The sequence below is a fragment of the Chryseobacterium sp. CBo1 genome, from assembly GCF_001693475.1.
GTDB classification, from domain to species: Bacteria; Bacteroidota; Bacteroidia; order Flavobacteriales; family Weeksellaceae; genus Chryseobacterium; species Chryseobacterium formosense.
The window spans coordinates 163,089-188,711 of the sequence record NZ_MAUH01000012.1; the positions used below are offsets into that span (position 1 = coordinate 163,089).

23 protein-coding genes are annotated in these 25,623 nt (G+C 34.2%); 7 read left to right on the plus strand and 16 right to left on the minus strand.

Translation table 11 applies throughout. The annotated features are described in order from the left end of the window. Positions 1-39: 39 nt before the first annotated feature. Positions 40-996 (minus strand): tRNA epoxyqueuosine(34) reductase QueG, encoded by a 957-nt coding sequence (gene queG / locus BA768_RS09385; RefSeq protein ID WP_065720519.1) that lies wholly within the window; start codon positions 994-996, stop codon positions 40-42. 105 nt (positions 997-1,101) lie between these two features. On the opposite strand from queG, the gene BA768_RS09390 reads away from it, so the two are divergent. Together BA768_RS09390 and BA768_RS09395 are read left to right on the plus strand one after the other, a co-directional pair. Beyond that, a complete protein-coding gene (locus BA768_RS09390) occupies positions 1,102-1,380 on the plus strand; it encodes a rhodanese-like domain-containing protein (protein ID WP_065720520.1) in 279 nt (92 codons plus the stop codon). Positions 1,381-1,433: 53 nt separating this feature from the next. Then, positions 1,434-2,051, plus strand: coding sequence for a hypothetical protein (locus BA768_RS09395; RefSeq protein ID WP_065720521.1), 618 nt, complete (start codon positions 1,434-1,436; stop codon positions 2,049-2,051). 206 nt (positions 2,052-2,257) lie between these two features. Here the strand turns inward: BA768_RS09395 and BA768_RS09400 are convergent, their stop codons facing one another. The 12 genes from BA768_RS09400 to BA768_RS09455 form a co-directional block, all read right to left on the minus strand. Continuing rightward, complete coding sequence (locus BA768_RS09400; RefSeq protein WP_065720522.1) at positions 2,258-3,031, minus strand: alpha/beta fold hydrolase; 774 nt, start codon at positions 3,029-3,031, stop codon at positions 2,258-2,260. A gap of 2 nt (positions 3,032-3,033) precedes the next feature. Beyond that, the gene (locus BA768_RS09405) at positions 3,034-4,023 is read right to left on the minus strand and encodes an NAD(P)H-dependent flavin oxidoreductase (protein WP_228388359.1); all 990 of its coding nucleotides are present in this window, start codon (positions 4,021-4,023) and stop codon (positions 3,034-3,036) included. A 90-nt stretch (positions 4,024-4,113) separates the two neighbouring features. Further along, the gene (locus tag BA768_RS09410; protein ID WP_065720523.1) at positions 4,114-5,481 is read right to left on the minus strand and encodes a peptidylprolyl isomerase; all 1,368 of its coding nucleotides are present in this window, start codon (positions 5,479-5,481) and stop codon (positions 4,114-4,116) included. 87 nt (positions 5,482-5,568) lie between these two features. Continuing rightward, positions 5,569-6,492, minus strand: coding sequence for a PfkB family carbohydrate kinase (locus BA768_RS09415; protein ID WP_034674427.1), 924 nt, complete (start codon positions 6,490-6,492; stop codon positions 5,569-5,571). A gap of 71 nt (positions 6,493-6,563) precedes the next feature. Then, positions 6,564-7,121 (minus strand): gliding motility lipoprotein GldD, encoded by a 558-nt coding sequence (gene gldD, locus BA768_RS09420; RefSeq protein WP_034674425.1) that lies wholly within the window; start codon positions 7,119-7,121, stop codon positions 6,564-6,566. 244 nt (positions 7,122-7,365) lie between these two features. After that, positions 7,366-8,412: an A/G-specific adenine glycosylase gene (gene mutY, locus BA768_RS09425; protein ID WP_065720524.1), complete on the minus strand. Its 1,047-nt coding sequence runs from the start codon at positions 8,410-8,412 to the stop codon at positions 7,366-7,368. A gap of 33 nt (positions 8,413-8,445) precedes the next feature. Continuing rightward, on the minus strand, positions 8,446-8,919 hold the full coding sequence (locus tag BA768_RS09430; protein WP_034674422.1) for a hypothetical protein: 474 nt from the start codon (positions 8,917-8,919) through the stop codon (positions 8,446-8,448). Between the two features lie 79 nt (positions 8,920-8,998). Next, positions 8,999-10,360 (minus strand): DUF5458 family protein, encoded by a 1,362-nt coding sequence (locus tag BA768_RS09435; protein WP_034674421.1) that lies wholly within the window; start codon positions 10,358-10,360, stop codon positions 8,999-9,001. A 23-nt stretch (positions 10,361-10,383) separates the two neighbouring features. After that, positions 10,384-10,920 carry a type VI secretion system contractile sheath small subunit gene (locus BA768_RS09440; RefSeq protein WP_051882635.1) on the minus strand — a complete coding sequence of 179 codons (537 nt, stop codon included), beginning with the start codon at positions 10,918-10,920 and terminating at the stop codon, positions 10,384-10,386. Positions 10,921-11,069: 149 nt separating this feature from the next. Next, positions 11,070-13,169, minus strand: coding sequence for a M13 family metallopeptidase (locus BA768_RS09445; protein ID WP_065720525.1), 2,100 nt, complete (start codon positions 13,167-13,169; stop codon positions 11,070-11,072). A gap of 208 nt (positions 13,170-13,377) precedes the next feature. Continuing rightward, positions 13,378-15,432 carry a M13 family metallopeptidase gene (locus BA768_RS09450; protein WP_034674417.1) on the minus strand — a complete coding sequence of 685 codons (2,055 nt, stop codon included), beginning with the start codon at positions 15,430-15,432 and terminating at the stop codon, positions 13,378-13,380. A 308-nt stretch (positions 15,433-15,740) separates the two neighbouring features. After that, on the minus strand, positions 15,741-16,991 hold the full coding sequence (locus BA768_RS09455; protein WP_065720526.1) for a CinA family nicotinamide mononucleotide deamidase-related protein: 1,251 nt from the start codon (positions 16,989-16,991) through the stop codon (positions 15,741-15,743). Between the two features lie 121 nt (positions 16,992-17,112). Between BA768_RS09455 and BA768_RS09460 the strand changes: the two genes are divergently transcribed. Then, a complete protein-coding gene (locus BA768_RS09460) occupies positions 17,113-17,595 on the plus strand; it encodes a hypothetical protein (RefSeq protein WP_065720527.1) in 483 nt (160 codons plus the stop codon). Between the two features lie 127 nt (positions 17,596-17,722). On the opposite strand, the gene BA768_RS09465 is transcribed toward BA768_RS09460, so the two are convergent. From BA768_RS09465 to BA768_RS09475, 3 genes are all read right to left on the minus strand, one after another. Continuing rightward, on the minus strand, positions 17,723-18,262 hold the full coding sequence (locus BA768_RS09465; RefSeq protein ID WP_065720528.1) for a lipocalin family protein: 540 nt from the start codon (positions 18,260-18,262) through the stop codon (positions 17,723-17,725). A gap of 184 nt (positions 18,263-18,446) precedes the next feature. After that, positions 18,447-19,181 carry a LytR/AlgR family response regulator transcription factor gene (locus BA768_RS09470; protein WP_065720529.1) on the minus strand — a complete coding sequence of 245 codons (735 nt, stop codon included), beginning with the start codon at positions 19,179-19,181 and terminating at the stop codon, positions 18,447-18,449. Positions 19,182-19,211: 30 nt separating this feature from the next. Next, the gene (locus BA768_RS09475) at positions 19,212-20,999 is read right to left on the minus strand and encodes a histidine kinase (RefSeq protein ID WP_065720530.1); all 1,788 of its coding nucleotides are present in this window, start codon (positions 20,997-20,999) and stop codon (positions 19,212-19,214) included. A 130-nt stretch (positions 21,000-21,129) separates the two neighbouring features. On the opposite strand from BA768_RS09475, the gene BA768_RS09480 reads away from it, so the two are divergent. From BA768_RS09480 to BA768_RS09495, 4 genes are all read left to right on the plus strand, one after another. Then, entirely contained in the window at positions 21,130-21,702 is a 573-nt protein-coding gene (locus BA768_RS09480; RefSeq protein WP_065720531.1) for a hypothetical protein, read from the plus strand. A 31-nt stretch (positions 21,703-21,733) separates the two neighbouring features. Beyond that, a complete protein-coding gene (locus BA768_RS09485; RefSeq protein ID WP_123947093.1) occupies positions 21,734-22,849 on the plus strand; it encodes a hypothetical protein in 1,116 nt (371 codons plus the stop codon). Between the two features lie 148 nt (positions 22,850-22,997). Beyond that, positions 22,998-23,672, plus strand: coding sequence for an SIMPL domain-containing protein (locus tag BA768_RS09490; protein WP_065720533.1), 675 nt, complete (start codon positions 22,998-23,000; stop codon positions 23,670-23,672). 295 nt (positions 23,673-23,967) lie between these two features. After that, the gene (locus BA768_RS09495) at positions 23,968-25,563 is read left to right on the plus strand and encodes a DUF4139 domain-containing protein (RefSeq protein WP_065720534.1); all 1,596 of its coding nucleotides are present in this window, start codon (positions 23,968-23,970) and stop codon (positions 25,561-25,563) included. Positions 25,564-25,623 lie beyond the last annotated feature (60 nt).

Sequence of the window (25,623 nt, forward strand, 5' to 3'; positions counted from 1 at the left end):
TTATTTTCCGGGACTAAAATTCCGGACCGTGATTTTATCCTATAATATTTCAGAATTCTTGTCTGAAGATTGATTCAAAAATTCAATATTTCTTTTCAAACCTGCAAACTTTGTACGCTTTACAGGAGATTTTCTGAAAATTTCCGAGAACATTTCCTGAGTAAGCTCTTTCCATTCTCCTTTTTTGAAATTTTTTAAAGAATCATTTGGTTTAAATTTATTTTGAAGATTCGGTGCAGAAAACCGGTTCCACGGGCAAACGTCCTGACAAATATCGCAACCAAACATCCAATCCTCCATTCGATCTTTAAAATAATCCGGAATTTCATTTTTCAGTTCAATGGTTGCGTATGAAATACATTTGCTTCCATCTACAATTTTTTCAGAAACAATAGCATCTGTCGGGCAAGCATCGATACATTTTCTGCAGCTTCCGCAATGGTCAGTTGTCTCATGATCTGAAACTAAATCTAAATCACAAATAATTTCAGCTAAAAAATAGAACGAACCACTTTGTTTGGTAATCAGATTTGCATTTTTTCCGACCCAGCCAATTCCTGATTTTTTTGCCCAGCTTCTCTCCATCACCGGCGCAGAATCTACAAAAACACGAAAATTAAACTCTCCAATTTCGGTCTGAAGCTCAGCAACCAATTCACGGAGAATTTCTTTCACCACTTCATGATAATCTTCCGCATACGCGTATTTTGAAATTTTGTAATTCTCTAAAGCGGAAATTTTTTCTTCAGGAAAGTAATTGTAAGAAAGCGAAATCACTGATTTTGAACCTTCCACCAAAAGCCTGGGATCGAGTCTTTTATCGAAATGATTTTCCATGTATTTCATTTCGCCATGATAATTATTCTTCAGCCATTTTTCAAGATGTCGTGCATCTTCTTCCAAAAAATCTGCTTTCGAAATTCCACAATTCTGAAACCCAAAACTTTTAGCTTTAGATTTAATGAGTTGTGAATATTTTTCGGCTGTTGAATTCATATATTTCGCATTGCAAAACTAAGATTATTTTATAAATTTGTTGGAATTTGGAGGTCTGAAAAAATTTGATCAATCAAAAACCATTTAACAATAAAACATACTATTATGTCATTAGCAGATGTATTACAATCAGGAAATTACGCATTAATCGACGTTCGTGAGCCAATGGAGCTTGAGATGGACGGAAATATAGAAGGAGCAACAAATATTCCTTTAGGAGAAGTTGAGGAAAGAAAAGATGAGATTTTATCAATCGAAAAGCCTGTCGTGTTGTTCTGCAGAAGCGGAAACAGAAGCGGAAAAGCTTTGGAATATCTTAATTCTCAAGGTTTAAAAGACGGCTACAACGGTGGTGGTTGGGCTGAATTGAAAGCCAGCTTATAAGAATTGAGGAACTTTTTTAAGTTCCTTTTTTATTGTAATCAAACCCTGAACGGATGATTTTAAAAGTAATATTTGAAATGCTTTGCCTGAATTTTACAGATAATAAAAATCTGATTGTCAATTTCTGGAATGAAATTGAAAAAAAATATTCTGCAGAAAGCAGACATTATCACAATCTTCGACATTTAGAAAATATGTTTGAAGAAGCGGAAAGTGTAAAAGCTCAGATCAAAAATTTTAACAATGTTTCTTTTTCCATTTTTTATCATGATATAATCTATGATGCTTCTTCAAAGTCTAATGAGGAGAAAAGTGCAGAATTTTCAAAAAAAAGACTTGAAGATTTAAATATAGCTAAAGAAGATATTCAAAAAGTATATGCGCAGATTTTGGCTACAAAATCACATCAAAAATCTGATGACCAAGACACTAATTTTCTTTTAGATGCTGATTTATCAATTCTTGGAAAAGATAATAAGGCTTATTTGGAATACACAAAACAAATCAGAAAAGAGTATTCTATTTATCCCAATTTTCTTTATAAACCTGGAAGGAAAAAAGTTTTAGAGCATTTTTTGGAATTGGAAAGTATTTTTAAAACAGATTTTTTTAAAGCTAAATATGAAGTTCAGGCAAGGAAAAATATTGAAGTGGAATTGAGAAATTTGTAGGTTTTGGCTAAAGCCACTCTTTCTTACCCCAAAATTAAGGTGGGCTAAAGCCCACATCAATTGATATTTAGATAATTTAAAATTTATTTTACCACCCCGTCAAAATTCTTCGAATTTTCGCCACCAGTGCCTCATTATTTTTTTATTTATTTTTTGTTTCGGCGAATTTCGTTCCTCGATTTCCAAAGGAGGGGAATTTCACTACGTTAATTGACCAAAGAATTTATAAATTCAACCGATCTATTCAAAACAATTTCCGGAGCTTCTTTGTGTGGTGTATGGCCAATATTCGGAATAATAAATTTTTCTGCCGTTCCGCTTACCTGAGATACTGTTTTTTCAACCTGATCTAAAGTTCCGTATTCATCATTTTCTCCTTGGATAAACAATAACAAGCATGTAATATTTTTTAAAAGATATTCAATATTCCAGCTTTTGAATTTTTTGCTGAGCCAGATTTCTGTCCATGCATTTACCATGGTTTCTACTTTATCGCCGTGATATTTCTGCAGACGTGCGGGAAGATTGGTCGTATTGTAAGTGTATAATGCTTCTTCCACTCCTTTTACGGTAATGTCTTCGACAAAAATATGTCCGGCTTCACAAATGACAGCCTTTATTTTTTGCGGATATTTTGATGCAGTAATCAAAGCAATTGTTCCGCCATCACTGTGTCCGAAAAGAATTGCATTATTAATATTTAATTCTGAAAGCAGATCATTCAATACATCTGCTTCCTGCTCCATATAATCGTTTTCTCTTTCGTGAGTCTCCATCGGGAACGATTTTCCGTAGCCTAAACGATCATACAGTAAAACATTACATTGAGTAGCTTCCGCCAGTTTTTCTGGAAAATCTCTCCAAAGCTGAACCGAACCTAAAGAATCATGTAAAAAAACAACTGTAGGTTGGTATTCGTATGTCTGATTATATTTTGCAAATAAACTTTTACCTTTTACATCAATGATTCCTTCAAACATTATTACAAACTGGGATTTGTTGCTTCATTAAATTCCTTCAGAAGATTTTCGAAAATTGTTTTTACCGGAAGAACTTCGTCAATCAAAGCGGAAACCTGACCGATTTCCAGTTCGCCCTCTTCCATATCACCTTCGAACATTCCTTTTTTTGCTCTTGCTCTACCTAAAGAAGCCATTAAAGCTTCGGTATTTCTTCCTACATTATAAATCCCTTCCAGCTCGTTGAAAAATTTATTTTTAACCATTCTTACGGGTGCCAATTCTTTCAGAGTAAGATGTGTATCTCCTTCATTCAGTTCAGTAATTTTCTTTTTCCAGATTTCGTGGGCACTTGCTTCGATGGTTGCAGCAAATCGGCTTCCAATCTGAACACCGTCTGCGCCTAAAATCATGGCAGCTTTCATTTGAGAACCTAAAGCAATTCCACCTGCAGCAATTAAGGGTTTAGAAATATGCTTTTTTACATTGGGAATCAGGCAAAATGTTGTCGTTTCATCTCTTCCATTGTGACCACCTGCTTCAAATCCTTCTGCAACAATCGCATCAACTCCTGCATCTTCACATTTCACTGCAAATTTTGTCGAAGAAACTACGTGAGCGACTTTTATACCTTCTTTCTGAAGGATTTCTGTATACGTTTTGGGATTTCCGGCAGAAGTGAAAACGATTTTCACTCCTTCCTCCAAAATGATCTGAATAATTTCATCTAAATTTGGATAGAGCAACGCTACATTTACACCAAAAGGTTTATCGGTGGCTTTTTTACATTTCTGAATATTTTCACGCAAAATATCGGGATACATACTCGCAGAACCAATTAAACCTAATCCGCCACAGTTTGAAGCAGCTGAAGCCAGTCTCCAACCGGAATGCCAGATCATTCCTGCCTGAATAATGGGATATTTAATATTAAAAAGTTCTGTTATTTTATTTCTGCTTTCGTTCATTGCGTGAAGTTTTTTAGCGGAGTTGAAATCTATAAAATTGCTCATCAGGTAAAAATACTAAAAACGTAGATTTTACAATGTATTTAAAGATTATTTTCCATAAAAAAACCTTCAGAAAATCTGAAGGTTTTTATTCTATTTGCTAAGTGATTCTTTTTTCCAGTTGCCTTTAAAACTACAACTGTCATATCTTCCATCGATAGAGATAAATGTTGTCGGAAGTTTTGAGTTCACAAACTTTTCGACCATTTCACCTTTTCGTTTATTGAGAGCCATCTGTTTGATTCTGTCATAATCCGTTTCAAGAGTAATCTGGTGTGACGGGATTACATCATCGATCTTTACAATCTTCACCACTTTTCTTTCTCTTTCATCAGTATCATCAAATGCAGTAGTAATATCATTCTTATTCAAACCTGCAAGTTCATAACTGATAATCCCCGGAATACTTACTCTCTCAATTTTACTTGAACCATCTGCTCCCGGAATTACCCCTGCATTGAATTTGGTTCTTTTATCATCTGAAAATTTAAATGCAGCATCTTTAAAAGTCATTTTTTCCGCCAAAATCAATCCTCTGATACTGTCTAATTTCTTTTTAGCGGTGGTAATCTCTTCCTCAGTAGGAGTAGCCATCAAAAGAATGTGTCTCGCATCGTAAGCTTTACCAGACTTTTTCACTAATTGAATGATGTGATACCCAAATTCAGACTCTACAGGATCCGAAATTTCGCCTTCCTGAAGGTTTAAAGCTGCCGCTTCAAAAGGTTTTACCATCTGTCCTTTAAAGATGTTTTTCATCAAACCACCATTTGCAGCGGTTCCTTTATCATCAGAGTAAATTCTGGCTTGACTGTCAAAACTTTCTCCACCCTGAATATCGGCCTTGATTTTTTTAAGCTTACCAATGAGTTCATCTTTATGAGCTTCCGTAAGTTTAGGGAACATCATAATCTGCGAAAGAGAAACCTCGTCTTTGATTTCCGGAAGCTGAGATTTGTACATATTATAGAAATCAGTTACCTCGTTCGGGGTAACGTCTGCCTTTTCGGTAATTCTTTGGTATTTTGCCTGTCCGTAATAAGTATCTGTATCGATTTTTTCGATCATATTTTTCATCTCATACTGATTTCTGAACTTATATGCGGCAAGCATTGTTTTTTCGTCAGGAAACTGTGAAAGCATCTGATTATACTTTGCGTTTGCCTGATCTTTAATCATAGCAGAACGGTTTTCAATTAAAGTATCTCTTTTTGCTTCGTAAACAAGAAGTTTATTGTTGATTAAGTTTTCCAAAAACTCACATCTGTCGGTAGTTGAAGCTCCCTGCTGTTTTCCGTAATTTATCTGCTCTTCCACATCAGATTCCAACACGATCTCGTCACCAATTACTGCTGCAATACCGTCTACCAACTGTCCTTTCTTTAGCTGAGCATTCATATTCCCTGAGAACAACATCGTGAAAACTCCAAGAAGAAAAGTGATTTTTAGTTTATTTATCATTTTACATTTTTAAACAAGTTGCAAATTTAGAATTCTTAATGAATTGCACTAAATTTTTTATTATAAATATTTCTTAAAAGAGATTATTTATTGCAGTTCTACATCAAAAGTCGTTAATTCTTTAAATTGTTTCAATCTGCTTTGAATATCTGCTTCATTTACTTCTTCTAATCTTTCGGTTCCGAATTTTTCCACTGTGAAAGATGCCATTGCAGATCCTACGATCAATGCAGATTTCATGGTTTCGAAATCGAATTTTCCTTTTTTAGCAAGATAAGCTGCAAAACCACCTGCAAAAGTATCTCCCGCTCCTGTCGGATCGAAAACTTCTTCCAAAGGAAGCGCAGGAATTGCAAATATTTTGTTGTCGTGGAATAATAATGCACCGTGCTCCCCTTTTTTGATGATCACATAATCAGGACCCATTGTGTGGATTTTCTTCGCTGCTTTTACCAAAGAATATTCTCCTGAAAGCTGTCTTGCTTCTTCGTCGTTGATGCTGATAACATCCGTTTTTGCAATCATATCTTTAAGAATATCCATTGCAGAATCCATCCAGAAATTCATCGTGTCTAAGATGACCAATTTAGGGCGCTGATTCATTTTTTCAAGTACAGAAAGCTGAACTCCCGGGTGAAGATTTCCTAATAATAAAATCTCTGCATCCTGCATAGAATCTGGAATTTTAGGATCAAAATTTTCCAAAACGTTCACTTCAGTCGCTAAAGTGTCTCTTGTATTCAGGTCATTATGATATTTTCCTGCCCAGAAGAATGTTTTACCTTCTTTTACAATTTCTATTCCTTCAATATTTATGTCTCTGTTGGTAAACATATCCAGATATTCTTGTGGAAAATCTCCACCAACGACCGATACAATTCCGGATTTCACTCCCAAAATAGAAGATGTGATCCCGATATATGTAGCTGCTCCTCCTAAAATTTTATCTGTTTTACCAAACGGCGTCTCAATTGCATCAAATGCCACGCTTCCTACGACTAAAAGTTTCATATACTGTTATTTTTTAATGTCATATGCAATCCAAAGGTTGCATATCTGTTGTTATGTGTTTTTAAAATTTTTTATTTTTTCCATTCAAAAGTATCCAGCAAATGCATCATATCTTTCTTGATATAATCTATTGCAGGAGCTAGAGAATCGGGTTTTGGTCTAGAATTGAAATATAAATATCCTGTCACGAAATGTTTTGTACTGTCGGTTGCATAAAACTGCAGATTGGAAGCAGCCTGTCCTTTCAGCTCATAAAAATTACCGTAGACTTTTCTTTCAGGATATTCGAAAGATTTTGTATCGATCGAACTTGCTTTTATGGTATGTTTGTAAACCATTTTTTCTGTTTCCTGAATCTGCTGTGCAAAATCATTATTGATCGGATAATAGGTCAGGAAAATTTTGGCTTTCATTTTCGGATAGTTCAGATAATACCAACAAGGTCTTTTGGCATCATAAATTTTGGCAAAATCTGAGATCTCAAAGGAGTACATACAGTTAGGCTCAAATTTCTGATATTTCGGCGCAGGATACTCCAGTCTTAACTCTCCGTAAGGTTTTGGAGTAGCTTCTTTTGCACACGAAATAATCAGCATCGAAACAAAAATAAAAATGACTTTTTTAATCATCCGGCAAAAATACAAATTACATTTCAGATTTTAAGATACAAATTTCAGCATTTCAATGAGTTTTGAATTTTGTTGGAGAAGATTTTTTTAACGCAAAGTCCACAAAGATTTTTTTCATTAGTTATTGCATATTTTTCGTTCGCAAAGGCGTTTCACTCAGCTAAGACCAGTTTCAATCGAAAATTTCACTTATTAGAAAAGTTTTATTCTTAAAACTGTAATCTTCCATCATCCAACTTCCTTCCTACAAAATCCTATAAGCTGCTTCATAATTCTGGATATAATTTTCCAACGGTTTTGGAAAAGATCTTTCATGAGAACCCTCAACATCAGTGATGATATAATTGTTTTTAATAATAAAATCTTCCCAAACTGTTTCAGAATCAACCTCAACATTAAAAATTTCTATGCTTAAATTTTTGTGGGTAAGCTTATGACTGATGGTTTTTACACTTTTTATAAATGGTTTTAAATCATCAGAAATTTTTGGTGGAAATTCGAACAATTTCTTCCAGATAAAATCATCTTTTCTTTGCTGAATAAGAAACTGACCGTTTCGATGAATAAAATAATATTGCAATTGTAAATCCTGCGCTTTTGTTTTTTTTGTTTTAACAGGAAACTCCGGAACCTTATTCAATGAAAAAGCAAGACAATCTTCATTTACAGGACATTCGCCGCAGACAGGATTCTTAGGTTTGCAGATTTCCGAGCCCAAATCCATCATCGCCTGATTAAAATCGCCGACATTTTCGGGCATTATCAGAGTTGACAGCTGAGAAAAATAAGTAAAAGATTTAGAATTTGAAATATCAAAATCATCTGCGAATATTCTGCTCAGCACACGATAAAAATTACCATCAACTGCAGGCATTTTTCCGTCAAAACAAATACTGGAAACTGCTGCTGCGGTATATTTCCCGATTCCTTTTAATTTTAAAATTTCTTCGTATTCTGAAGGAAAAATTCCTTGATAATCATTAATGATCTGCTGTGCCGCTTTGTGAATGTTTATCGCACGTGAGTAATATCCCAAACCTTTCCAATACAGCAAAACCTCATCTTCGGGAGCTTTTGCCAAAGTTTGTACATCGGGAAATCTTTCGATAAAATTGTTATAATGATTCAGACCCTGCGCAATTCTGGTCTGCTGAAAAACAATCTCACAAATCCAGATTTTATAAGGATCTTTGGTTTTTCTGAACGGTAAATCTCTCGCATTTTTGTCATACCATTTCAACAGCTTGTTACCAATATGAAGAAAGTCTGAAGTATTTTTATTCTTTTCCAAAAAACCAATTCATTTAGATGAGCAAAGATAAAATTATTTTTTCTCGTTATCAAGAATATAAACAGGAGCTCCTTTTAGCCATTGATATTTAATATTTTTCATCTCAGCAATAGATTTGTAGCCTCTTAATTTTTCTAAAAAAACATACACCGAATCATTTTTTTCTTTTTTTAAATCTAATTTACTGTTAGATAAAAAATGATACGGATACGAAATTGCAGAATCTCTTTTGCTGAACAATAGATCACCGGAATTAACGCTATAAATATAAATCGGTTTTCCACGCCCAGAAGAACTGTCTGAAACAGAAATATCTGAGCTCGCAATTACCATATCACTGATTCCGTAAGCTTCATCTTCAGACATTATATATCCTGTTACCGTATCTTTTTTTTCATTGGCAAAAAGGTCGATCTCATATTTCTGAGGTCTTTGATATTCTTTTTTACAACCTATTATTGAAAATAAAATGACAAATACGAAAATGATGAACGAATAATTTTTCATTAAACGATTTTAAAATTTAATTAAAAAATAAAAAACCGATGTTTTGACGCACCGGTTTGTATATTAAATATTGGGAAATTTAATCCTGGATATATTCTGCATCCCACTCATTACCGTCATCACCTTTGTGACCGTCTAGTTTGATAACAAAACTTTTTGTCGGGAAATAAGGAGTAAGTCTGATGTCTAGCCAAACTCTGTCTTTATTTACCTTATCCTGTTCGAAACGTACAATTTTGAATTTTTCGATCAGCTTATCAGCACCTTTGATACCGTCTAAGAAGCTTACAATCTGTCTTCTCAAATCGTCTTCGTTTCTTGCATTCCAGTTTTCGAAGGCTCTTCTGTTTAAGAAATCCAATAAAACTTTGGTTACATAATCGAATACACGAACGACAGAATATGTCTGAAGACCGATATTATCTCCCGTAAACAATGTTTTTGCAGAGAATGCCATGATCTTACCGTATTCGTTCACCATAGGAACTAAGCCCATTTTTTCCAGCTGAGAAATTTCACTTTTTTTCAATTCGAATTTTACGGCATCTACTTCGTTGATGTTACCGTGTTTTTTACCGGCAGCAACCTGAGACATCAGTGTTTTGTGGATTTTTCCTGCCAATGAAGTTGACGGTGGAAGCTCTACGTTTTCTTCCTCTCCTACTTCTTCAGCTTTACCACGACCAACCAGCCAGTTACAAGTCATAATGACATTACTTCTGTGCAATTCACCTCCTGTAAGATTCGCAGAATGAAATAAATCTACAACATCATCCGGTTTATCAAGATTGGCAAAATCGGTAACCATCATTACTTTGTTTTCGTTACAGATTTTCGCCCATTTTTCAACTACTTTATTGGATCCCAAATAACCGGGAATTGCCAAAATAGAATAGTTGTCTCTCAAATCAAGACGGTCATAATAGTTTTTAAATTCTTCAGCGATTGCCTCAATAAAGATAGGGTTATCTAAATCTGAAACCTGATCTAAGGTTGCATTCACGATGCTTACGTTATCTACTTTATCAAGTTCTGTATTTTTGTAGAATTGGGCAACTGTTCTGTAAGAGGTTTCAAGCTGACGTGAAGCATCCAAAGCATTTTTAAGATTATGCTTAAGGTTTTGCTCTGCATTCTGTGCTTTTGTTTTGCAGGTATCTGCCATTTTTTCGGCAGGTTCATTTGAACTTAAAAGATCTACCCAAAGATTGATCTTCTGGAGAAGCTCTTTTCTTTCGTCTGCTTTATTACCGTCATTCAGGAAAATTTCTTTTCTTGCTTTTCTGGTAGGGTTCATATTGGCGATTCCGTCTACAACAGATTCTATAAAGCCAAACCCACCTATTTTATTTAATTCTTCAAGCGGATTTCCTTTTGGTCTTCCAGCCTGTTGTTGCTGATTATGCTGTTGACTTTCTGCAGCCTGTAACTTACTATCCATGATTTTAGTGTGATTTCGTTTAATTATTTTTCAAGTTCTTGTGCCACATCCTTTAATGCTTCAATGAAAGCAGCTCTTGTCTGTTCATTTTCAAGCATATTTCTAAGAATTTTATTAGTTTTAAGCTGGCGAACAATTTTATTGTATTGCTCCTGCTCCATACTAAGCTGCTGAAGGTAATCTGATTTTTGAGTAAGACTTTTGGGAGTGAAATCTGCAAGATTCTGAAAACGAAACTCCTCTTCTACCATGCTTCCATCCTGTGTTTCATGTTGTACAGAAACTGAAGGCTGAAAATGTTTGAAGACATCATCTACTGTTTTTAATCCTGTAACGATTTCGGGAACATAAGATTCGTCTGTAGTCAGCTGACTTACGATAAGGGATTTATTTTCCTGGATTTCCTGGATTGCTTCATTAGCATCAACTTTTACCTCGTTTCCGCCAACACCATAATTGAACATTGCCATATTATTATTTTTTTGTGATTCCTGATTTTGGTTTGAATTAGCAAATATTTGACCAATCCAATGTTTAAATTTATAAAAAAAGTCTAACATACAAAATTTTGTGAAGATTTTTTTAAAACAATTCGATTACACAGTTGTAATTAAATGATTAACAATCTTTTTTGGTGTCACTAATCTATGAAAAATAAATAAAAAAACGCACCAAAAAGATGCGTTTAACAATAATTTTACATTGAAAATTACCAGATTTTTATTCTGTCTTCAGGAGCTTTGTACAATTTATCTCCCGGCTTAATATCAAATGCTTTCATGAAAGAATCCTGATTTACCAAAGGACCAAATGCTCTGAAATACCCTGGAGAATGCGGATCTGTTTTCACCTGATTGATCATATACTGGTCGGTAGATTTTGTTCTCCAGACTGTTGCCCAGCTCATAAAAAATCTCTGATCCTGATTATATCCACTGATTAAACCGACATCTCCTTTATCTTTTAAATACATTTGAAGCGCATCATAAGCAACCGCTACTCCACCAAGATCTCCGATATTTTCACCACTTGTAAATTTACCATTCACAAAACTGCCTTTTACCGGTTCATAAGCGTTATACTGCGCAGCTAATTGTCCTACTTTTGCATCAAAGTTCTTACGATCCTGATCTGTCCACCAATTATTCAGATTTCCGTCACCATCGAATCTTGAACCGCTATCGTCGAAACCATGAGAAATTTCGTGCCCGATAACTGCCCCGATTCCACCAAAATTAACTGCCGCATCTGCTTTTGGATTATAGAAAGGCGGCTGAAGAATCGCTGCAGGGAAAACGATTTCGTTATTTGAACCGCTGTAATAAGCGTTTACGGTTTGAGGAGACATTCCCCACTCGGTTTTATCAACAGGCTTTCCAACTTTTTCCAAGCTTTTTTGATATTGCCAAGCTGAAACATTTTGAAGATTTGAATATAAAGTTGCACCTTGAGCAGGAGCTTCCACTTTTAATTTAGAATAATCTTTCCACTGATCCGGATAAGCAATTTTCACAGTGAATTTTGATAATTTTTCCTGAGCTTTTACTTTGGTTTCAGGCGACATCCAATCCATATCATTAATATGTTTTTTGAATGACTTCAACAGATAATCGATGTACATTTCCATCTGCTGTTTAGACTCCGGAGTAAAATATTTATCTACATACAATTTCCCGAAAGCTTCACCCAAAACTCCGTTTACAAGCGCTAAACCTCTTTTGTCCATTGCACGTTGCTCCTTTTGTCCCTGAAGATATTTAGAATAAAAATCGAAACGGATATTATCTAAACTTTCTCCCAGGTTACTTGCATTTCCGTTAATGACATGATATTTCAGATAATCTTTTAACAAAGGAAGATTTTTCTGGTTGATAAACTGATCCATATTCTGATAATATTTCAGTTCGCCAACAATCACTTTATCTGTATTTACACCAGCATCGGTAAGGTATTTTGCTAAATTGACATTTTTTACCAAACCTGAAAGCTCGGAAACATTTTTAGGATTGTATCTTAAATTGGCATCTCTGTTTTGCTCTAAAGTCAACAGATAATTAGCCAATTGCTTTTCAAAATCAACCACATTTTTGGCGGCTGAATCAGAATTTTTATATCCTAAAATTCCAAATAATTTAGCTACATAATTCTGATATTCTGCAAGTGTTTTTGTATTGGCTTCATTTACTTTCTGATAATAATCTCTTCCCAAGCCAAGATCCGGACCACCTAAGTAAACCGCATTCATTTTGGAGTTTTTCATGTCTGCGCCCACTCTCCAACCGTAGAATGAATTATCACCCAGTTTTGTGGCTTCCAAAAGATATTTCTGCAGGTCATTTACATTTTTAATCGCATCGATTTTAGCCAAATCAGATTTGATCGGAGCCATTCCTTCTTTATTTCTCTTTTCAACATCCATGAAAGACGCATACAGATTCTGGATTTTCTGACCTTCTGAACCTTCTGCATATTTTTCAGTTAAAATTTTATTTAAAATATCGAGTGATGCATCATCTACATTTTCTCTCAATGCATTGAACGATCCCCAACTCGCTTTATCCGAAGGAATTTGCGTTTCTTTTACCCAGTTTCCGTTGACATAACTGAAGAAATCATCTTGGGGACGAACCGTTTTATCCATATACGATAAATTAAGACCATTTTCGGGATAAATAGTTAAAGAGGAATTTTCAACAACAAGATTTGTGGATGCTTTTTCTGTTTTTTCGATAGTCTTTTGAGCAGTACCACAAGAATTTAGAAATACAACACCCGAAAATGCAAGTGCTGCAATATTTAGTTTTTTCATTAAAATAATTTTGATGTGTAAAACAGTTTGATCAAATATAGGAATTTATGTTAAATTTATTTTGTAAGATTTTTTAATATCCTTTGAAAATAAGGAATAAAAATAGGTTTTGGCTAAAGCCATTGGAATGTTTTCATGATGAAAACGGGCTAAAGCCCGTTCCTATTGAAGGAAAAAACCGCTCATTTCTGAACGGTTTTGATATTGATTACCAGATTTTGATTCTTTCTTCCGGCTTTTTGTAAAGTTTGTCACCAGGTTTTACATCGAATGCTTTGTAGAATGCATCAACATTGGTTAAAGGCCCAAAACTTCTGAAATATCCAGGAGAATGCGGATCTGTTTTCACTTGGTTTACCATATATTTTTCGCTTGATAAAGTTCTCCACACGGTTGCCCAGCTTAGGAAGAATCTCTGATCCTGTGTATAACCACTGATTGATCCAGGATTTCCTTTATCTTTAAGATACATCTGAAGTGCATCGTAAGCGATGTTTACCCCACCTAAATCTGCAATATTTTCCCCATTTGTGAACGTTCCGTTTACGAAAGTTCCTTTTACCGGCTCATATTTATCGTATTGAGCGGCTAAAGCTTTTGTTGCTTTTTCGAAATTAGCTTTATCTTCAGGAGTCCACCAGTCAACCAAGTTTCCGTCTGCATCGAACTGTGCTCCAGAATCATCAAATCCATGGCTCATTTCGTGACCAATTACCGCTCCGATTCCACCAAAATTAACGGCAGCATCAGCTTGAGGATTGAAGAAAGGCGGCTGAAGAATAGCTGCAGGGAAAACGATTTCGTTATAAACCGGATTGTAGTATGCATTTACCGTTTGAGGCGTCATTCCCCATTCTGTTTTATCAACCGGTTTTCCGATTTTAGCTAAATCTTTATTGTATTGCCATTCTGAGATATTCTGTAGATTTGAGTATAAGTTTCCACCTTTAGCTTCCGGAACAATATTTAGTTTAGAATAATCTTTCCATTTATCCGGATAAGCAACTTTCACAGTGAACTTATTCAGCTTAGCCATTGCTTTTTCTTTGGTTACATCAGACATCCATGTCAAACCATTGATATGAACGGCAAAACTTTTCTTTAAATAGTCGATCAATTCAACCATCTGTGCTTTTGCTGAAGCCGGGAAATATTTTTCAACATATAATTTACCGAAAGCTTCACCCAAAGAACCATTGATCAGCTCGAAACCTCTTTTGTTTAAAGCTCTCTGCTCCTGCTGACCTCTTAAATATTTACCATAGAAAGCAAACTTTTTGTCACCCAGTTTTTCAGTGAGATAAGAAGCGCTTCCGTTGATCATGTGGAATTTCAAATAATCTTTAATCACGGGAAGATTTTCCTGATTGATTAATTGATCCAGACTTTTATAATATCCCAGTTCACCGATGATTACAAGCTGTGAATTTACCCCAACTTTTTTCAGATAAGCAGGAAGATCTACGTTTTTAACCAATTCAGACAGTTCAATCAATTTTTTAGGATTATACTGCAAAGTATTATCACGGCTCTGCTCATTCGTCAATAAAGTTTTGGCAATCGTTTTTTCGTATTCCACAACTGCTTTTGCAGCTTCTCCAGCATTGTTGTAGCCAAGTTCCTCAAGCATAGAGGCTACATATTTCTCATACTCTGCAAGAGCTTCCGTATTTTTGGCATCTTCTTTCTGGTAATAATCTCTGCCCATTCCCAATGTTGCATCGCCAAGATAAACAGCATTCATATTAGAATCTTTAAGATCAGCATAAACGCCCCATCCGTAGAAGTTATTTTCACCTTCTTTCGTTACAGAAGTCAAATAATTTTGTAGATCTGAAAGATTTTTGATCGCATCAATTTTATCGATATTATCCTGAATAGGTTTTATCCCGTCCGTATTTCTTTTCTGAAGATTCATATAAGAAGCGTACAGGTCCTGAATTTTTTTACCTTCACTTCCGTCTTTGAATTTATCTTTCAGAAGCGAGTTTAAAATCGTCATGGAATTATTATCCGTATCATCAGCAAGTTTATTGAAACTTCCCCAAGTTGGCTTATCCGAAGGGATTTTTGCCGTTTTCATCCATGTTCCGCTCACATAATTATAGAAATCGTCTTGTGGGCGAACCGATTTATCCATCAGACTGATGTCTAAACCTTTATCTCCTGTAGTTGCTGTTTTAGCAGATTTAGCCTGAGCGTTCAGCGTGTTTTGCGAACAAACTCCTGCCAATAAAAACAAAGAAAGCGTTAGTTTTTTCATAAGAAACTTTTTATTTTTAGGGTCTTATGCAACCGCCGTAATTGGTGACTTTTCATTCACTAATAATCACAGCGATTTCATTGTAATAATAATTTATACAATATGTATATTTAATTTAAATTTTGTTACGGGAAAGTTAATTTATTTTAAAATTCAATTTTCGGAAAAGCTATGAATAATTTAAACGCAAAGTGCACAAAGTTTTTTACTACTACCTGTTTTTAAGTTCGCCAAGGCGTTTGACTACGTCGAATCTTAGATTTCACTTAAAAAGATCACGAAGATTTAAATTAATTGTTACAATTAATTTATTTATTAATTAAAATCCCTACCAAATCCTGAATCACCTTCTGAGAAACGAAAGAAACGAAATCCGGTCTGTCAAGATGCGGAAGATACAACTTGAAAGTCTCCGATTTGCTATGTACTCTTATGGTGTAGTAAACTGTTCCTACATCTTTTCCGTCCTCTCCTTTTCCGGGACCTGCCACTCCTGTTGTAGAAAGTGAAATATCTGTTTTAAAAAGATTCTGACAACCTTCTGCCATTTCTCTTGCCACTTCTTCGCTCACCACCGTAAAACGTTCGATCGTGCCTTCTGAAACATTTAAAATATCAACTTTTTTTTCCGTTGCATATGCTACAATGCCGCCGATAAAATATTTCGAACTGCCTGAATTTGAAGTCAGTAATTTCGCCAACTCTCCGCCAGTGCAACTTTCTGATGTTGAGATCGTTAATTCTTTTTCATTCAGAATTTCTGCTAAAATCTTTTCAATTTTATCTTCATCGGTGGCAATAATATTTTCACCAATAATCGGAAATAATTTCTGAATCTGATTTTCAAGCTGAATTTGTAAAAACTGTTCGTTTTCTCCGGTTGCTGTTAATCTCAATTTCACTCTTGTCCCTACAGGAAGATAAGATAAAGCCATATTTTCAGGTAACGCCAATTCCCATTCTTCAATTTTATCAGCTAAAATACTTTCGGGAATCCCAACAACAGAAACAATTCTCGTAGAAATATAATTCAGACTGAATTTTTCTTTTAAATAAGGAATAATCTGGTCTTTAATTAACGGTTTCACTTCGTAAGGAACGCCGGGCAAACTGAAAGACAGTTTTTCTCCGTTCTGCATCATCATGCAAGGTGCTGTTCCGTAATGGTTTTGAAAAACAACGGATTTCGTCGGAACAAAAGCCTGTTCGCGGTTTCTTTCCAGAATTTCAATTCGGCCACGTTTTTCCATATAGGCTTTAAGATGCTCAAAAGTAACCTCATCCAAAGCAATTTCATCATCAAAAAATTCAGCCAGAGCTTTTTTGGTTCTGTCATCTCTTGTCGGACCCAAACCACCAGTTGTGATCACCAAATCCCCAATCTCAAAAGCAGATTTCAATGTACTTTTAATAATGTCGATTTCGTCTGAAATGGTGAAAATCTGAGAAACTTTTATGCCTATATTTTTAAGTTCGGTTGCAATGAAATTCGAATTGGTGTCAACGGTATTTCCTGAAAGAATTTCGTCACCAATGGTGATAAGAACTGCGTTTTTCATATAATTATTTTCGAAAAAAAAATTCTTTACAAATGACGGAAAATTCTGTGTAGTGAACAAAAGAAAACCATTTTTTATATCTTTGAACCCTACTGTCTGAAACTATAATTAAAATAAATTTATGTCTAAATATGATGATGCTTCATGGCATTACGGAGGTGATTTCCCTGAAGAATTGCCTGAAAGAAACGGAGCAACACATACAGGAATGTTTCTCAACTGGTGCATTGAAAGAAATTTTGTTTCTGAAGAATTTAAAGAGGATGCCGAAGAAGAAATTGAAAAACTAAAAAAGAGAGAAATTACCGGCGCAGAATTGATCATCGATTCTATGGACGGAAAATTTTCCGAATACGATCTGAATGATTTAGGAAACGATTTTGCCAAAGATTATTATGTAGATGAAACCGATTTTGGAAATAGATACAGTTCGTTTGCTACCGATTATATCAATCTTTTTGACAGTATTGCCGAAGAAAGCGATTTTGAATATGAAACTTTTTATCATATTGAAGACACTTACGAAAACTATGATCTGATGAAACAGATTATTGACCACCGTTTTGAGGAGTGGAAAGAGTATAAAACTTTGAATATGAATTAAAACGTAAAGCTTGTCATTCTGACGAAGGAAGAATCTCTACAATAAAATAGATTCTTCCTTCGTCAGAATGACAAATTGTATGTATATTTTGGGGATTGCTTCGTCGCTACGCTTCTCGCAATGACAATTAATCATGTTTTACCCAAATCAAATCATCAGTATTGTAACCTATTTTCTGAGCTTTTGCTAAAAATCTTTGTTTGATGCTTTCAGGAATCTCTTTAGTTCGGGATAGAATCCAGATGTATTTTGTGCTGTTTCCGACAATCAAAGCATGCTGATAATCATCATCAATATCAATCACATTATATCCTGCCCAAATCGGTTTAAAGAATGAAACTTTCAGTCTTGCTTCCGATTTATCATTTACAAATCTTGCTTCACCAATCGATTCTTTCCATTCTTTTTTCACGTAATTGTACCCTCTGTTCTGAACTTTAATGGTTCCGTCTGGATTTTGAGAATAATCTGCCGTTACATTATCCATATTCCGCTCAAACTTATAATCGAAACGGGCAATTTCGTACCATTTTCCAAGATACTTATCTGAATTGAAATTTTTCACAGCTGTTGCTCCTTTCGGAATTCCAACTGAGCAAGAATTGAGTATAATTAATCCTAAAATACCTAAAGAAACCGGAATGGCAATTTTATATAAGGTTTTCATAATACTGTAATTTGTACGATGAAAAATTCAAAAATGATGCCCTTTAATTTTGAACCATTAAGATTTATTAAGCAATTGAGATAAGTTAAGTTGAGTTTCGCTTTAAGCGGATGCTAATAAAATCTATTTGATTTTCCTTAATAAAACTTAACAACTTAAATGTTCTTAATGGTTAAATAAATTTTTAGTTAAAAACTTTCAGAAACTGGTCTTTAAAACTTCCCGAAACTTCAATTTCAGTATTATCGGAAAGTGTTGCCGTTCCGCTTTTGTGGTAAGATTTCACGAAAGCAGTGTTGATGATGTGAGAGCGGTGAACCCGAACGAAAGGATTTTCTAAAAGATCATCAAAATGCTTCAAAAATCGGCAGACCATTTTCTTGGAACCGTCTGTGAGATAGACTTGAGTAAAATTTCCGTCCGCCTGAAGTCTTACAATATCTTCGGTTTTCACGACATCAAAACCTTGTAAAGTTGGAAGAATCAGTTGTTGTTTTTCGGGTTTTAATTTTAAATTTTCGAGGAGGATTTTATTTCGGTTGAGTTCTTCCTTCTTTTCGATGCTTTCAGCAACTTTATTGACCGCCAAAATCAATTCCTGAATATCGATAGGTTTCAAAATATAGTAACTCGCCGACTTATTCAAAGCCTGTAAAGAATACTGCGAAAACGCTGTGATAAAAATAGTTTCGTATGAAAATTCTTTGGTCGCTTCCAGCACATCAAAAGCGTTTCCGAAAGGCATTTCAACATCTAAGAAAACGAGTTGCGGTTGCTTTTCAGCAATCAGAGGAACGGCTTCTTTTATATTTTCTGCTTCACCCAAAATCTCAATTTGCGGACAGTATTTTGTGAGATAATTCCTAAGAACTTCTCTTGCAATAACTTCGTCGTCTACGATCACAGATTTTATTTTCATATTATTTGAGGTTGAGATTAAGTTTGAGGTTTAGCTATTGATTAATTTATATGAAATTTCAACAAAAACACCTTGTGAATCTTTTTTATCGGTGATTCTGCATTCGATATTTTGTTTGTACAAATCATTCAATAAGGCAATTCTTTCCAGCGTATTTTTCATTCCGCGGCCTTTTCGGGATTTCTGATGCTCGGTTTTCTGTTTCTTACTTTCTTCAATGCCGATTCCGTTGTCTTCGATGAAAACATTCAGAGAATCTTTATTCTTTTCAAATTTTAAACTTAAAAAACCTTTTTCGGTTCGGTATCTTAAACCGTGCCAGATTGCATTTTCAAGAAATGGCTGAATGAGCATTCCCGGAACTTTCAGACTTTGAGTATTTAAACTTTCATCAACTTCAATTTCATAATCAAATTTATCAGCAAAACGTGTTTTTTCTAAAGCCAAATAATTCTGAAGTAAATCTAATTCCTGCTGAAACGGAATGAAATCTTCCGTAGAATTTTCCATCACACCACGCATTAATTTTGAAAATTTGGTTAAATATTGATTGGCTTCCAATTCATTATTGGTTGATATAAAATGATTAACCGAATTCAAACTATTGAAAATAAAATGCGGATTCATCTCCCGACGAAGAGATTGTAATGCTATTTTTTTATTTTTGACCTGAACTTTTTTAAGGGTTCTGAAAATGAAGAATATTAGCCCAATCAATACTATCAAAGCTCCAATCAAACTATAATTGAACAGATTTTTCTTGCGAATGAGTTCGTCTTTCAGCTTTTTTTCCTGTTCGAGCTGTTGAATTTTCTGTTCGGTATCTTCCAGTATTTTATTGTCTGTTAAGCTTCTGTCTTTTGAAACGAGATCAGGAAGTTTTCCTAAAAAATCACGGTATAACTTGACCGAAGCATCAATATTTTCTGAATCCTGATACAAACTATCGAGTTTTTGAACACTTTTTTGAGCTTCGAGGGTATGACCTTTTTGCAAAGCAATGTCATAAGCATTTCTGAACAAAACAATGGCTTCTTTAGGATCGTTTTTTTTGATATAAATTTCTGCGAGCTCCTGAATCTGCTCCACTTTTTTCTGTGAGTTTTCTTTCACAAAATCTTCTTTCAGAACAGATTTTTTGGCTTCAATAGCTTTGTCAAAATTTTTGTTTTCAACGTACAGATTCGTTAATTTCTGATTGATTGCCAAAGCTTGTTGCGGCGCTTCTTCTTTTGATATTTTATAGGCCGTATTAAGGTTTTCTTCAGCTTTAGGAATATTTTTATTTTCAATATTCACTTCCGCCATTTGGCTATAACCGGCAGCAAGATCTTCCTTATTATTTTCTTTTTCGCTAATGACAAGATTGCTTCGTATGGCTTCTTCTTTTTGGCTTACGGAAGGTGCTGCAACTCTTGAAGCATCATTAGAGTTCATCTTTTTGCTTGCTTTAGAATAGCCTATTTTCGAAGCGCTTTCATAATTTGAAACCGCATCCTTCAGCTTATTCTGACTTTCCTGAGACTGCGCAAGTTTTCGTGTAACCTTCTCAAGGTTCTTTTTATCATTAAGTTTTTCGTAAATACCTTTTGATTTGATGAAATATTCTTCGCTTTTCGGGAAATTTCCACTATTAAAATAGGTTTCGCCAATATTGTAATAAGAATCAGCTTCTGCGGATTCGTTTTTGGTGTCGACTGCTTTCTTAAGCTTGGAAGTTTCGGCTACAATTTCTTTTGTATCTCGACTGCTCTGCGAATACAAGTTATTCACAAAAAACAATAAAAGAACAAACACAAAAAGCCTGATAAATTTCATAAAACAAAGATATACATATATATGAAGTATGAAAAACGATTCACCAAGTGAAAGATTAGCTTTACCAAGTTTACCTCATCTAATTGTGAGTATGAAGCTAAGTTTGCAGTATCATTTAAACTTAATTTTCATGAAAAATTTATCTTTTTTAGCGGTTATGCTACTATTTTCTACTGCTCAGATTAATGCTCAGACCAAATTAATCTCCTTTAAAAGTCACAGCGGAGATATGAAATATTTTGAAAACAGTATCATAGAAAGCAGCTACAACACCAATTATTCAAATCTTGGAATAAGGCCTGAAAGATATGTTACCTCTTCAAGGTTAGACAGCGTCATTATCATCGACGATGATAAAAGTGTAATTGTAACTTCCAAAACTTGCAAAATGACAGATTTTGATATTTCCGAAAAATGGAAACCCGGAAGAGATACCGTTTACAACCATCGCGTTTTTTCAGACAGGAATATTGAAACCATGAAGAAAACGCTTAAAGAAAAGTACAACTTCCAGAATGACATCGACAGTACCGTTTTCCTGAAATACGACGAGAAAACGAAAGAATATAAGCCCTTTTCAACAAAAAGAAAAATCAAAAAAGCTGAAATAAAAAGCCTTGAATCTAAAGAAGGGATCATGTATGTTTTGGTTTTGGCAATCGCTGTTTTTGGAGCTGTATTTATTTCCAGAAAAAACCGATAAAAATATTTTTGTGGAATTCAAATCCGTGTTTTTGAGAAAATCAGCTATTTTTTCAGGTACTTTTTTTCTTCAGTTTATTCTGTTTTTCCCATTGAGTTTTTTGAATGATTTTCAATTGAAAATTACGCATTTTATATTTGGAGATTTTACTCAAATTGTTTTAGAATTTTTTCTAAAGAAAAAAAACACTCGCATAGATTACAGTTCGGATAGTTATTCGATGTTGGTTTTAATCATCATCTTATTATTCTCTTCGGTAATTTTCAGTTTCATTATTGACCAGAAAAAGACTAAAAGATTTTTAATAATCACAGAATATGTTTGTGTTTTTTACATTTCCATTATTCTGATTAAATACGGTTTCGATAAAATCTTCAAAGCTCAGTTTCCAGAACCGGAACCTAATATTCTTTTTACAAGATTTGGAAATTTAGATAAAGATATTTTATTCTGGAGCACGATTGGAACTTCCAAAATCTACAATATGATTATGGGTTCTATTGAACTTTTTTCAGGAATTTTATTGTTGCTCAGACGTTCCCGGTTTTTAGGATTATTATTGGCGATGATCAGTTTTACTCAGATATTAATTATCAATATCAGCTTTGATATTTCTGTGAAGTTTTTTTCGCTGATTTTACTTTTAATGAGTGTTTTTCTGGTAAGAGAAAACGGATGGAAATTAATCATTAGAATAATTCAGCTTCCGAAAAGAACTTTTTTAGACCAAAATTCAATATTGCCTTATAAAACATTTTTTAAAATTTTAATTGCCGGAATTATATTCATTAAAATAGGAATACCTTATTTCAATACAGAAGAAGAAAAGAATTTAATGCAATTCAATGAGGCTTATGAAGTGACGGCTTTAGAAAGTCCGTTTCAATATTTATTCTTCCATAAAGACCAATATTTGATTTTGATGGAAAAATCTTCGGAAAAGATGACTGTATTTCATTATGATGTTTCTTTTGACAGCCAAATTATACTCAAAGATTATAATCATCATATTTCCAAACATTTCGTGATCAGAAACAAAGACAATTCTATTACTTTTTCTTTTAAGAATCAGACCATTCATGCTAAACCTGTTCAGTATGAAAAAATGAATGCATTGCAAGATAGATTTCACATTTTGGTAGATTAATCTTCTTTCACCAAGTGAAAACCCAAGTTTACCAAGTTTACAAAAATTCGGTTTCTAATCGCAGTAATTTTACTTTAGAAATTTAAAATAAACATGATGAAATCGCAAAAGCGATTGAAGACAAACAAAAACAATAAATATTTACATTATGAAATTGAAACACCTTTTATTAGTAGGAATTTTTGCAGCAGGAAGTTTGGTGAATGCGCAGGAAGTTAAGAAAAACGCCATTGAAGTAACCGGAGTTGCCGAAATGGAAGTAGAACCGGATGAAATCATCTTTAACATCGGAATAAAAGCCGACAACAAAAATCAATTGGCAGACAGCGAAAAGCTTTTGTTTGAAACCCTGAAAAATAACAGTGTAAAAAACGAAGACATCAAATTTAAGTCGATGTACCAGAATTTGTATTCGAAAACAACCAAGTTTACCAAGAGTTTTCAGTTTAAAGTCAATGCAAAAACCAATGTGAGTAAGCTTTTTGAAGAACTGAATCAAAAATGGGTAAGCAATCTGAATATTGCTGAAATTAAAAACACAAAAATTGCAGATTTCAGAAAAACGGTAAAAATCAATGCGTTGAAAGCCGCAAAAGAAAAAGCAGATTACCTTCTGGAAAGTATTGGCAAAAAAACCGGAACACCGCTCGAAATTGTAGAAATTGAAGATTACATGAGCGATTCTGTGCTTCCTGTAGCTTACAGAAGCAAAATGGCCAATGTGCAATTGGAAGCAGCCGACCAAAGTCTGGATTATTCTTTCGACAACATCGAAAATATCAAGCTGAAGTACAGCATCAAAACAAAATACGAGATTCTTTGATGCTGCATAAATTTTTACCGCAAAAGAGTCAAAAGAATTATTGAGAAAGAGATTTTAAAAGTTGAAAAATGTAGAATTCTATCAATTAATGATGATTTTGCAAACTTTTGAGTAGCTCAAACTGAATCAATCTTTTGTTTCTTTTGCGGTAAAAAATCCTACAGAGGCAGTCAGAAATGACTGTCTTTTTTTGTTCTAAAAAACTTCCACCAAGTGAAAACCTCTGTTCACCAAGTCTTCAAAGTTCCGGTTTAAAATCAGGGTAATTTTACTGTAGAACTTTAAATAATAAACAATGCGACACTCCATTTTAATCCTCATTTTTTCGCTTTCGTTTTTTAAATCTCAGGAAATTAAAAAAGAAATCGATGTGAAACAGGCAACTGTATTTTTGCAGGGAGCCAAAGTTTTCGGAAGCACGAATGTAAATCTTCAAAAAGGAAGAAACACCGTGAAAATCATCAATCTTCCGAATGATTTGGATGAAAACACCTATAAAATTAATCTTGAAAAAAACACAACGCTTTTATCGATCACTCCACAAAATAATTTTCTTAAAAATGATGAACTGACCGAAGGAGAAAAAAAATTAGATGATGAAAGAAAAAAATTTCAGAGACAGGTTAATTTACTAAATATTCAGATTAAAAATCTGACGGGCGAACAAAATATCATTAATGATAATCTTAAAGTTTCAACCAACGATAAATCGACTCCGCAGGAACAGTTAATTAAACTGACAGAATTTTACAGAAAAAGAATGCTGGAAATTGATAATCAGGTTTTTCTTTTGAACGAACAAAAATCTGTCTTGGATGAAAGTATTGCTAAAATCAACAAACAATTCTCTGAAGAACAAACCCACAAAAACAGCAACAGAAAAGAGCTAATTCTTGAAATTCTTGCCGAAAATGAAATGAATTTGAATCTCGGAGTGAGCTACATCGTTTCCAATGCAGGATGGGTTCCGTCTTATGATTTGCGAGCGCAGTCTACGAAAAAACCATTGGAGATTGCATATAAAGGAAAAATTTATCAGAAAACAGGACAAGACTGGAACAACGTAAAACTTTTTGTCTCCACTTACAGACCTTCTTACAATCAAAACCGTCCGATTTTATCGCCACTTTACGTTGCAGAATATACCGCTTACAATAATGAAGATGTGAAAGTTGGATATATGCAAAAAGCAAAAGCTGAAATGTCTAATTCTTATCAGATGAGAGAAGAAGTTGCAGCACCAAGTCAGATTCCTGTAGCAACAGTCTCAGATAATCAGATGAATATTTTGTATGAATTAAATTATAATCAAACCATTCTAAGTCAGGAAAAAGAGCAATATGTGATTTTAGATAAGAAAAATGTAGAATCTACATATAAATATCACACCGTTCCGAAGTTGAACAATCAGGTTTTCTTAATGGCTTTTGTTAAAAACTGGCAGAATTTAAATCTTATTTCTGGCGAAGCGAATATTTATTTTGAAGACAATTATATCGGCAAAACCAATATCACAAGCAATTATGTAAAAGATGAATTCCCGATTTCACTTGGCATTGATGAAAGAATTGTGGTAAAACGCATTAAAATAGAAGATAAAACCGCTCAAAAATCACTCAGCTCAAATAAGTTAGAAACCGAATCTTACGAAATATCCATCAGAAATAATACGAAAGAAAATATCGAACTGGAAATTTTAGACCAGATTCCATTAAGCGAAAATCAGAAAATTACAGTCAAAACATTAGATATCGGAAACGGAGAGTTTGATGCAAAAACCGGAAGCATTCTTTGGAACAGAAAAATTTCCAGCGGAGCATCAGAAAAAATCAACTTCTCTTACGAATTGAAGTATCCTAAAGAAATGCAGATCCAGTATTACAGCAGGTAATTTCGGGATGTGAGGTTCGGGTTCCGGGATGTGAGATTCGAGATTCGAGGTTCGGAATTT